The organism is Bartonella capreoli (assembly GCF_902813205.1).
Classification (GTDB): domain Bacteria; phylum Pseudomonadota; class Alphaproteobacteria; order Rhizobiales; family Rhizobiaceae; genus Bartonella; species Bartonella schoenbuchensis.
Genome location: NZ_CADDZX010000001.1, coordinates 224975 through 236065, shown reverse-complemented (window position 1 = coordinate 236065; position 11091 = coordinate 224975). Strand labels below are relative to the sequence as shown.

Annotated in this window: 9 protein-coding genes; 6 read left to right on the top strand and 3 right to left on the bottom strand. The window is 34.0% G+C overall.

What is annotated here, in order from left to right; translation table 11 throughout:
* Positions 1 to 22: 22 nt before the first annotated feature.
* Positions 23 to 1330 (bottom strand): tRNA uridine-5-carboxymethylaminomethyl(34) synthesis GTPase MnmE, encoded by a 1308-nt coding sequence (gene mnmE / locus J7R05_RS00925; RefSeq protein WP_208540794.1) that lies wholly within the window; start codon positions 1328 to 1330, stop codon positions 23 to 25.
* Positions 1331 to 1362: 32 nt separating this feature from the next.
* On the bottom strand, positions 1363 to 2628 hold the full coding sequence (gene rho, locus J7R05_RS00920) for a transcription termination factor Rho (RefSeq protein WP_208540793.1): 1266 nt from the start codon (positions 2626 to 2628) through the stop codon (positions 1363 to 1365).
* A 731-nt stretch (positions 2629 to 3359) separates the two neighbouring features.
* Here rho and J7R05_RS00915 point away from each other — a divergent pair.
* From J7R05_RS00915 to polA, 6 genes are all read left to right on the top strand, one after another.
* Entirely contained in the window at positions 3360 to 4184 is an 825-nt protein-coding gene (locus tag J7R05_RS00915; RefSeq protein WP_208540792.1) for a pyruvate, water dikinase regulatory protein, read from the top strand.
* Between the two features lie 8 nt (positions 4185 to 4192).
* Entirely contained in the window at positions 4193 to 4789 is a 597-nt protein-coding gene (locus J7R05_RS00910) for a Maf family nucleotide pyrophosphatase (protein ID WP_208540983.1), read from the top strand.
* A complete protein-coding gene (locus J7R05_RS00905; protein ID WP_208540791.1) occupies positions 4782 to 5657 on the top strand; it encodes a shikimate dehydrogenase in 876 nt (291 codons plus the stop codon). The genes J7R05_RS00910 and J7R05_RS00905 overlap by 8 nt, the downstream gene beginning before the upstream one ends.
* Positions 5654 to 6256, top strand: a complete 603-nt coding sequence (gene coaE / locus J7R05_RS00900) for a dephospho-CoA kinase (RefSeq protein WP_208540790.1) — start codon at positions 5654 to 5656, stop codon at positions 6254 to 6256. Before J7R05_RS00905 ends, coaE begins: the two co-directional genes overlap by 4 nt.
* Before the next feature lie 4 nt (positions 6257 to 6260).
* Positions 6261 to 6968 carry a DNA polymerase III subunit epsilon gene (gene dnaQ / locus J7R05_RS00895; protein ID WP_208540789.1) on the top strand — a complete coding sequence of 236 codons (708 nt, stop codon included), beginning with the start codon at positions 6261 to 6263 and terminating at the stop codon, positions 6966 to 6968.
* Positions 6969 to 7294: 326 nt separating this feature from the next.
* Positions 7295 to 10204 carry a DNA polymerase I gene (gene polA / locus J7R05_RS00890; protein WP_208540788.1) on the top strand — a complete coding sequence of 970 codons (2910 nt, stop codon included), beginning with the start codon at positions 7295 to 7297 and terminating at the stop codon, positions 10202 to 10204.
* Here the strand turns inward: polA and J7R05_RS00885 are convergent.
* Positions 10201 to 11079, bottom strand: coding sequence for an endonuclease/exonuclease/phosphatase family protein (locus J7R05_RS00885; protein WP_208540787.1), 879 nt, complete (start codon positions 11077 to 11079; stop codon positions 10201 to 10203). The genes polA and J7R05_RS00885 overlap by 4 nt on opposite strands.
* Positions 11080 to 11091: the final 12 nt, after the last annotated feature.

Genomic DNA, 11091 nt, shown 5'->3' with positions numbered 1-11091 from the left:
CTTAAAGTTTCACGTGAATCATTTATTTACCAACACAAAATTGTGAAAAAATAACATCAAGTAAATCTTCAACATTAATATCACCCGTGATTCGTCCAAGTGCATCACTTGCACGACGAAGATGTTCTGCACGTAAACTTAAATCAAGAGAAATATGATTTATTGAAGCATCAATTTCTTTAACGGCTTCTTTTAATAATTGGAGTTGTCTTTTTTGTGCTGAAACAACATTACCAATTTCAGCAACACGACGCAGACAAAACGATTCTATTTCCTTTATAAAATGATCAAAATTTAAGCCACTTAATGCTGAAAACTGTATAGACCAACGTGTTTTATCTCCTTTATAAAGATCAAGTTTATTACCAACACGCCATATTTCAGCTGATGTTTTTGGTAAATGAATTTCTTGAGGATTATTCATATCATCAACCAGAATAACTAAATCAGCATCTATAATATGTTGTTTTGCTGTTTCTATACCTAATTGTTCAATTTTACTTTCTGTTTTTCTAAAACCAGCAGTATCTGTAAAAAAAACTGGCAAACCACCAAGTATTAATCTAATTTCTAAAGCATCACGAGTTGTTCCTGCTTCTTCTGTTACAATAGCAACAGGTCTTCCAGCCAAACGATTAATAATACTTGACTTTCCAGAATTTGGAGCACCTACAATAACAACTCGTAATCCATCAGTTAAGATATTTGCACGTTCTCCTGCAGCAATATGTTCACAAAGAGAACAGCTAAGTTTTTTCATATTTTCCCAAATTTCATCAGATATAGAATCTGGAATATCGTCTTCATCAGAAAAATCAATTTCAGCTTCTATTAAAGCACGTGCTGTTATAAGCTCATTACGCCAACCACGATAAAGTTTTGTTAAATGTCCACTTGTACCTATAACAGCTAAACGTCTTTGACCTTCTGTTTCTGCCTCTATTAAATCAGCAAGAGCTTCTGCTTGAATTAAATCTATTTTTCCTTCAGTAAATGCTCGACGAGAAAATTCACCTGCCTCAGCAATACGGCACTCAGGAAATGCAGATAATTCATCTAAAAAACGATTAACAACTGCTTTACCCCCATGTAAATGGAATTCTGCACAATCTTCACCTGTAAAACTATGAGGGCCAGGAAAAAAAACAGTTAGAGCAGAATCTAAAAAACTACCATCACGTGCAATAAGATTTCCATAATGCATAAATCGCGCTTTAGGTAAACAGCCACAAAGCGTTTTAACAATATTCACGACATGAGGACCAGAAAGTCGAACAACTGCAACCCCTGAAGGCAACAATCCACTTGAAAGCGCAAAGATTGTATCCACAGGACTAATCCTATTTTAAAACTATGATGTTTCTAAGTATTCATTGAATCAAAAAATTCACTATTATTTTTTGTCTGTTTCAATTTATCAATTAAAAATTCAATTGCATCTGTTACATTCATAGGTGCTAAAATACGACGAAGTACAAAAATCTTATGTAAATCTTGACGAGCTACTAAAAGATCCTCTTTACGTGTTCCTGACTTTAGAACATCCATAGCTGGGAAAATACGTTTATCAGCAACTTTACGATCAAGAACGATTTCTGAATTACCTGTTCCTTTAAATTCTTCAAAAATAACTTCATCCATACGACTACCTGTATCAATCAAAGCCGTTGCGATAATAGTTAAAGACCCACCTTCTTCAATATTGCGTGCTGCACCAAAAAAACGTTTAGGACGCTGTAAAGCGTTTGCATCAACACCACCTGTTAAAACCTTACCTGATGAGGGAACAACTGTATTATACGCACGTCCAAGACGCGTAATAGAATCAAGAAGGATAACAACATCACGTCCATATTCAACTAAACGTTTAGCTTTTTCAATAACCATTTCAGCTACTTGTACGTGACGTATTGCTGGTTCATCAAAGGTAGAAGAAATTACCTCCCCCGTTACAGAACGTTGCATATCTGTTACTTCTTCTGGACGCTCATCAATTAAAAGAACAATAAGATAACATTCAGGGTGATTAGTTGTAATAGAGTGAGCAATATTTTGTAGTAAAACCGTTTTTCCTGTTCGAGGAGGTGCTACAATTAACCCTCGCTGACCTTTTCCTAACGGAGATATTAAATCAACAACTCGTGATGACATATCCTTATTCGTAGAATCTTGCATTTCCATTTGGAAACGTTCATTTGAATAAAGAGGAGTTAAATTATCAAAATGAATTTTATAGCGAATTTTTTCAGGATCTTCAAAATTAATTGTATTAATCTTAAGAAGAGCAAAATAACGCTCCCCTTCCTTTGGCCCACGAATAGGGCCTTCAACCGTATCTCCTGTTTTTAATGAAAAAGACTGAATCTGTGTAGGAGAAAGATAAATATCGTCAGGCCCTGGAAGATAATTAGCATCAGCAGATCGCAAAAATCCAAACCCATCTTGTAAGACTTCAACAACACCTTCCCCAATAATTTCTACATCTTGCAAAGCGAGTTTTTTCAAAATAGCAAACATTAATTCTTGTTTGCGCATTAATGAAGCATTCTCAACTTCTAATGTTTCAGCAAAAGTAACAAGTTCAACCGGATTTTTACTTTTGAGCTCTTGTAGTTTCATTTCTTGCATGAAATATTCTCTTTAATTAGGATGGGGAATTTGAAGAATAAAAAAATCAATGAGTTTATGGGGAATTTGAAGAATAAAACATTCTTATTCAAGAAGTAAATATTATACACTTAACTCTTTTAAACTGCAAGCATTACTCTGTTAGCTTGGATTTATGTTTAATATAATAATTACAGTAGAAGTAATAATTATGATTAAGTTTAGAAATTAAATAAATACTATAAAAAATAACTTATTTCTTTAAATTAAATAATATTAATTTTTATTTTTAATTATTATTATACATATATTTTCTATTTTATTTTTTAATAATATTTATTTGTATTTATACTATATAGATAATAATTAATAATTATTATCTATATAGAAAATAAAATTATTTATACTTTATTTTACTGTAATTTAAGTATTCATTATTATGACTAATTTTTTTTAAAAAAAATCTAAATTTAAAGATATTTTAAAAAAGGGATTCTTCTTATTAAAATCTGTGTTTAATGTGGATTATTAGTTATACTTGTTCATCCTCAGTTTTGTTCACAAAGAAGAGAGAAAAAAAGTAAATAATAAAAATACTTTAGAAATATTATGCCCGTTCTTTTTTAAAAGAGAAATTTATTTATCACAGTTATCTAGTTTGTGTATAAAAACAAAATATTTTTTAAAAGTTTTTATTTTATGAATAAGTGTGAAGTTCTATACACATTTATTAACAAGAAGTTAAAATTTTTATGCAAAAAGAAAAAAAAAGCTTTCATTTGTATATGATTTCTGACGCAACAGGGGAAACATTGATCTCTGCTGCAAGAGCTGTTGCATCGCAATACACGATGTATCAGGCAATAGAACATCTTTATCCGATGATTCGTAATAAAACGCAGTTGCAAAAAATTCTTGATGAAATTCAAGAAGAGCCGGGTATTGTTCTTTACACAATTATTGATGAAGAAATGAAACAACTTCTCAGTAAAGTATGTGCAAAAATAGGCACTCCTTGTGTTGCCATTTTAGATCCTGTTTTAAATGCTTTTCAGTCTTATCTTGGAACACCAACAAATTTACGTGCTAGTGCGCAGCATGGTCTTAATGCAGATTATTTTCGTCGTATTGAAGCATTAAATTTTACAATAGACCACGACGATGGACAGTCTCCCGATAGTATATTAAATGCAGATGTAATTCTTGTAGGAATTTCAAGAACTTCTAAAACACCAACAAGTATCTATTTAGCAAATCGTGGAATAAAAACTGCTAACATACCTCTTATTCCAGGAATTGATTTACCACAAACTCTTTTAGAAGAAAAAAATGTTTTAGTTGTTGGTTTAATTGCTTCAGCTGAAAGAATTTCACATATTCGTCAAAATCGAGATTTGGGAGAAGATTTTGCTATTGAAAATTATACTGATCGCACCAGCATAGCTAGAGAGTTGATTTATACAAAACGCATTTATGAACGTTTTGGTTGGCCTGTTATTGATGTAACAAGACGTTCTATTGAAGAAACTGCAGCGGCGGTATTTAAACTTTTATCACAATTTCGTGAGAGAGGATGAAAAAAATTATGGATGAAAATATGTTAATATTAGCATCTCTTAGCTCTTACCGTGCACAATTGTTAGACAAAGCTGGTTTAAATTTTTCTATTGAAGGAGCTTCTTTTGATGAACGAAAAGTGGAAGAGAAAATAAGAGCTAAAACTCCTAAAGAAACGAGTTGTTTTCTTGCAAGTTCAAAAGCAAAAAATGTTTCCAAGCGTTTTCCTCATGCATTAGTTATAGGTTGTGATCAAATACTCGATCTGGAGGACCAGATTTTTCATAAAGTTTCAGATATTAAAGAAGCACATCAACGATTAAGTGCTTTATCAGGAAAAACACATTCTCTTCATAGTGCAATAGCTTTAGTCAAAAATGGTCAAGAAATTTGGGTTGAAGCTTTTAGTGCTCATATGACGGTACGTTCTCTCTCATCAGAATTTATTGAACGTTATCTAATGCGTGTAGGAACGGATGTTTTAAAAAGTGTAGGAGTATATCAAATTGAAAAAGAAGGAATCCATCTTTTTGATAAAATAGAAGGAGATTTTTTTACTATCATTGGTTTACCATTATTACCTTTGTTGGCTAAATTGCGTCATTTGGGAGTTATTGATGGTTAATTTTGCAATAAATTGCAAAAAAAAAGAGTATCCGTGTACTTTTATTGCTGGTTATCCTATTCATCATTCAAAATCACCAAAGATTCACAATTTTTGGCTCAAACAATATGGTTTACAAGGTGAGTACCTTGCAAAAGAGGTAAAAACCGAAGAATTTAAGAGTTTTCTTATATCTTCACAAAAAAAGGGGTTTTGTGGAGGCAATGTTACCTTACCCCATAAACAGGAGGCTTTTCATTTAGCAACTTATAAAGATGAGGTAGCAACGGCTATTGGTGCTGTTAATACATTATGGTTTGAAGGGCAAAAACTTTGTGCCACAAACACTGATGCATATGGTTTTAGTGCTAATCTTGATGAGTTTACTCCTGATTGGGTTAAAGAAACAGCACTTGTTTTTGGTGCAGGAGGTGCTGCACGCGCTGTTTTATATATTTTGAAAAAACGTGGATTTGAACGTATTTTTTTGCTTAATCGTACAAGACAACATGCAGATGATTTGGCTGAGTATTTTGGAAAACCTGTTGAGGTCTATGACTGGCATAATATTTACAAAATATTTTATCAAGTTGATCTCATTGTTAATGCAACTTCTGTAGGTATGACAAATCATAAAAAACAAAAGAGTGTTTTTTTTGATTTTCATAAAGTAAAACCAACAGCATTGGTAACAGATGTTGTTTACACTCCATTGATGACCCCTTTTTTGCAACAAGCAAAAGCTCATGGTTTGAAAACAGTTGATGGACTTGGTATGCTTTTACATCAGGCTGTACCTGGTTTTGAACGATGGTTTGGAACAAGACCGCTTGTAACAAAAGCATTGCGAACAGCGATTGTAGAGGATATAAGTGAAAATAAAATATGAAAATTATAGGATTGACCGGATCAATTGCCATGGGCAAATCAACAACTGCTCGTTTTTTTGAACAAGCAGGTGTTCCTGTTTTTAGTGCTGATGAAGTAGTGCACCAACTTTATTGTAGTGAGCCGGTTTTATCACTTATTATACGTATTTTTCCAGGTGTTGTTGAAAATGGTCAAGTTAATCGTTTAAAACTTTCTAAAGTTTTGATAAATAATCACGAAAAACTACAAACTTTAGAAAAAATAATTCATCCTTTAGTTTGGAAAAAAGAGGAAGAATTTGTTAATAGAGCACGCCAACAGGGAAAAAAACTAATAGTTCTTGATATTCCGCTTCTTTTTGAAACAAACAGTGAAAATCGAGTAGATAGTGTAATTGTTGTATCTGCACCATCAGCAATACAAAAGAAGCGTGTAATGAATCGTTCAAATATGAGTGAGGAAAAATTTGCAGCGATCAGTGCCAAACAAATATCCGATGAAAAAAAGAAAGAACGTGCGGATTTTGTCATTGATACGGGAAAAAGTTTAGATAATACACGTCAACAAGTTTTTCGTATAATAAAGAGTTTACTAAAGGATGTATCTTTAAAGAATTAAAGAAATGCGTGAAATTATTTTTGATACCGAGACAACGGGTTTAGATAAAGACAGCGATCGTATTATTGAAATTGGCTGTGTAGAGATGGTTGATCGTTATCTTACGAAACGCCAATTCCATGTTTATTTAAATCCGCAAGGAGTTATTATCCCTGACGAAGTTGTAGCGATTCATGGATTGACCAATGAACGTTTAAAAAATGAAAAGAAATTCGAAGATATTGCTGATGAGTTTCTAGAATTTATTGATGGTGCAACAATGGTTGCTCATAATGCAAGTTTTGACATAAGCTTTCTTAATGCGGAATTAGGGCGGATCAATAAACCGCTTATCAGTGTTGATAATGTCATTGATACACTAGCTATAGCACGGCAAAAATTCCCTATGGGACCTAATTCTCTTGATGTTTTATGTAAACGTTTTGGGATTGATAATAGTAATCGTGTTCTTCATGGTGCTCTACTTGATGCAGAGATTCTTGCTGATGTTTATATTGAGTTAATTGGTGGAAAACAGGGTGTACTTAGTTTTGATAACAATAGTGACCTTGATGAAAATGTTCAAAATGGCAAGAATATTCCCCATACAGTTAAAACTCGTCCCCACGCTTTACCTTCAAGGTTGAGCACACAAGAAAAAGATATGCACGCTGATTTAGTTAAAAAAATGGGCGATAAGGCTTTGTGGAATAACTTTAGAATTTTTCAATAAGAATTTAAGTTTCTTTGAAAAAATTATTAAAAATTTGGATTGGATAATATAATTCTTAAAAATACGGCCGTTGTGGGGAGGGGAACACCACAACGACCTTACCGCTACGTTGTACCTCAGCTATCATAGAAGGAGTAAAATGAAAGCTATCATATCCTATAATAACAAAGAAAAGCTCTCGGTACTGACTATAAAACGCAACGGCTTTATATCTTATAAAAACAAAAAAATGGCTTTTCAGAGGCAACTCTATAAATTTTGAAATGAGATCGAAAAAAATATAAAAATAAATTTATTTTGCGCTAAAATGAAGAAATGAAATTATCATGGAAACAAAAGATCACTTATTTTTAGTTGATGGATCAGGTTATATTTTTCGTGCTTATCACGCTTTACCACCCTTAAAACGCAAAAGAGATGGGCTTCCTGTAGGGGCTGTAGCCGGTTTTTGCAACATGTTATGGAAATTACTTTGTGATGCTCGCAATACAGCTGTTGGTATTGTGCCAACCCATTTTGCTGTTATTTTTGATTATTCATCTGATACGTTTCGTAAAAAAATTTATCCTCAATATAAAGCTAATCGTGCAGCTCCTCCTGAAGATCTTATTCCTCAATTTGCTTTGATACGACAAGCTACAAAAGCTTTTAATTTGCCTTGCATCGAAAAAGAAGGATTTGAAGCAGATGACTTAATTGCGACCTATGCGCAATTGGCAACTCAAGCGGGAGCAAAAACAACAATTATTTCCTCAGATAAAGATTTAATGCAGTTGGTAAATACGCATGTATCTTTATATGATGGAATGAAAGATAAACATATTGGTGTTTCTGAAGTCATAGAAAAATGGGGTGTAACGCCTGAAAAAATGATTGATTTGCAAGCTTTAGTTGGAGATACCACAGACAATATTCCAGGTGTTCCAGGTATTGGTCCAAAGATTGCAGCACAATTATTAAATCAATTTGGTACTCTCGATCTCTTATTGCAACACGCAGAAGAAATCAAACAAGTAAAACGGCGTGAAAATATTCAAGCTTATAAAGAGCAAACAAAGATTTCTCGTGAATTGGTAAAGCTTAAAACAGATGTACCTATAGACAATAATTTAGATAATTTCATTTTAGAACCACAAGATGGCCCGCGTTTAATTGCTTTTTTAAAAGCTATGGAATTTACAACGTTAACCCGTCGTGTAGCAGAAGCAACAGCATGTGATGCAGAGGTTATTGATGCACTTGATGTAGATACTGAGTGGACCCAAACTATTATTCATGGGCCTGACTTGGATAGTGAGAAAGTTGGTTCATTATTAACCCATGATTTTTGTAAAGATTCACCACAGACTTTGGCACAAAAACGTAAAGATCAGGCTCTTGTACAAAAAAATATAGGAGATTCTTATGAAACCATCCTTGATGAGAAAATCTTAAGAGAATGGTTACTAGAAGCACAAGAGCAAGGTTATTTTGCTTTTAACATAGAAACAACCTCATTAGACCCTATACAAGCGAAAATTATTGGTTTTTCGTTGGCATTACAGCCAGAAAAAGCAGTTTATATACCACTAGAACACACTGAAGGAGGATGCGACCTTTTAGGAGGTGGGCGTGTAGTCACACAAATTGAAACACAAAAGGTTTTAGCGCTTTTAAAACCAATATTAGAAGATCAAGCTGTATTAAAAATTGGCTATAATATGAAATATAATTGGTTGATTATGAAACAATACGCCATTGTGACACAACCTTTTGATGACATAATGCTCATATCATATGCTTTAGATGCTGGAACTTCGACTCATGATAGGGATATTTTATCTGAACGATGGCTTAAGCATAAACCAATTGCTTACAAAGATTTAACGCATAACGGAAAGAAAATTACTTCTTTTGCACAAGTAGATTTAAAACAGGCAACCTTTTATGCAGCAGAAGGCGCCGATATAACGCTACGGTTATGGCAAGTTTTAAAGCCACAACTTGTTGCACAAGGCATGACTAAAATTTATGAGCGTCTTGATCGACCACTGATAGAAGTTCTCGCAAAAATGGAAGAACGAGGAATTCTGGTTGATAGGCAAATTCTTTTACGTCTTTCATGTGAGTTAGCGCAGGCTGCTCTTTCTTTAGAAGAGGAAATTTACCAATTGGTTGGTGAACGATTTAATATTGCCTCACCAAAACAATTAAGTGATATTCTTTTTGGTAAAATGGGTTTACCTGGGGGCGTTAAGACCAAAAATGGTCAGTGGTCAACCTCTGCACAAATTTTAGAAGAATTAGCCGCTGAAGGTCACACTTTACCACATAAAATCGTTGATTGGCGCCAACTTACAAAATTAAAATCCACTTATACAGATGCTTTACCTTATTACATTTTGCCTGAGACAGGGCGTGTTCACACTAATTATTCTTTAGCAACGACATCAACAGGGCGATTATCTTCATCAGAGCCCAATCTGCAAAATATTCCAATACGAACGCCAGAAGGGCGCAAAATTCGAACAGCCTTTATTGCTCCAAAGGAATGTGTACTATTATCGGCCGACTATAGTCAGATTGAATTGCGCATTCTTGCACATATCGCCAATATCACTGCATTGAAAGAAGCGTTTGCGCAAGATCAAGATATTCATGCTATAACCGCATCGCAAATATTTGGAGTTGCAGTAGAAGGAATGCCCTCAGATATACGCCGACGTGCAAAGGCGATTAATTTTGGTATTATTTATGGTATTTCAGCTTTTGGATTGGCAAACCAATTAAGTATTTCACGAAATGAGGCAAGTCGCTATATTGATATTTATTTTGAAAGGTTTCCAGGAATTAAAGATTATATGGAAACGACTAAATCATTTGCACGCCAACATGGTTATGTGGAAACAATTTTTGGACGTCGTATTTATTACCCTGAAATAAAAGCGACTAATTCCCAAATCCGCACTTTCAATGAAAGAGCTGCTATCAACGCACCAATTCAAGGATCAGCTGCAGATATCATTCGCCGTGCTATGATCCAGATGGAAGGTGCTTTGAAAAAAGAAAGACTGTCAGCAAAAATGCTACTACAAGTTCACGACGAACTGATTTTTGAAGTACCAGAAACTGAAAGTGAAAAAACAAAAGTCCTTGTTACAAAGGTAATGGAAAATGCTGCAATGCCTGCATTATCTTTGTCTGTCCCTCTTAAAGTAAAAGTCGCTGCTGCTCAAAACTGGAATGAGGCACATTAGTTTTTCTCGCTTATTTGATCTTTAAATGTCGTCATTACATTGGCAAGATTAAGGTGAGCTTTAATTGGTAAGTGATCTGATGCAACACGTGCTAGTGGGGAATAATGACTTTCAATTTTTGTTACCAAATGGGGAGGAAAAGCAAAAATTCTATCAAGAGCTAGAAAAGGAAAGCGAGAAGGAAAACTTGGTACAGTTCCTCGTGTAATATCAAAATAAGGAAAAAAATGATTTAATGACGATTTTTTCCCTACTCGCCATTCATTAAAATCACCAATAAGTAATGTGGGCATAAAAGAACGTTTTTGCAAAAGTGCAAGAAGCATTTTTACTTGCTGATTGCGAGAATGGCGTAACAAGCCAAAATGAGCTGCAATAATGCGAATAAAACCTGTCTCCATTTCTAATTCTGCCATTATAGCACCTCGTGGTTCAATACCAGGTAGGGAGATTTGTAAAATATCATGTACCTTCCCTTGACGCACAAAAAGAGCATTACCATGCCAACCGTGGCCATTGGGTGACATGGTATTTAAAGGCACAGGAATCAAATTTGTTTCAGCTTTTAACAATTTAAGATCAATCAAACCAATGCGTTCACCAAAACGTTTATCCGCTTCTTGGAGTGCGAGAATATCAGCTTGTAATTCTGCAATAACACGTACAATGCGAGTAGGGTTAAAAACTTTATCAACACCTACGCATTTATGAACATTATAAGAAGCAACAACAAGATCATAATCGTTATCATAATTAATAGTATTTGGTCGGTAACCAGAACGATTACGAATAACACTTAAGAGGGGTTTATGAAGCTTTTGCTGGATAAATGCAGTAGGCCAGCGAAATTTTTGTTTATGAGGCTTCTTTATCATTTTATGTTTGAG

Excerpts from the sequence above, each read along its gene's own strand:
- J7R05_RS00905 (WP_208540791.1), top strand. The coding sequence starts at position 4,782 with ATGGTTAATTTTGCAATAAATTGCAAAAAAAAAGAGTATCCGTGTACT.
- polA (WP_208540788.1), top strand. The coding sequence starts at position 7,295 with ATGGAAACAAAAGATCACTTATTTTTAGTTGATGGATCAGGTTATATT.
- coaE (WP_208540790.1), top strand. The coding sequence starts at position 5,654 with ATGAAAATTATAGGATTGACCGGATCAATTGCCATGGGCAAATCAACA.
- J7R05_RS00885 (WP_208540787.1), bottom strand. The coding sequence starts at position 11,079 with ATGATAAAGAAGCCTCATAAACAAAAATTTCGCTGGCCTACTGCATTT.
- rho (WP_208540793.1), bottom strand. The coding sequence starts at position 2,628 with ATGCAAGAAATGAAACTACAAGAGCTCAAAAGTAAAAATCCGGTTGAA.
- J7R05_RS00910 (WP_208540983.1), top strand. The coding sequence starts at position 4,193 with ATGGATGAAAATATGTTAATATTAGCATCTCTTAGCTCTTACCGTGCA.
- dnaQ (WP_208540789.1), top strand. The coding sequence starts at position 6,261 with ATGCGTGAAATTATTTTTGATACCGAGACAACGGGTTTAGATAAAGAC.
- J7R05_RS00915 (WP_208540792.1), top strand. The coding sequence starts at position 3,360 with ATGCAAAAAGAAAAAAAAAGCTTTCATTTGTATATGATTTCTGACGCA.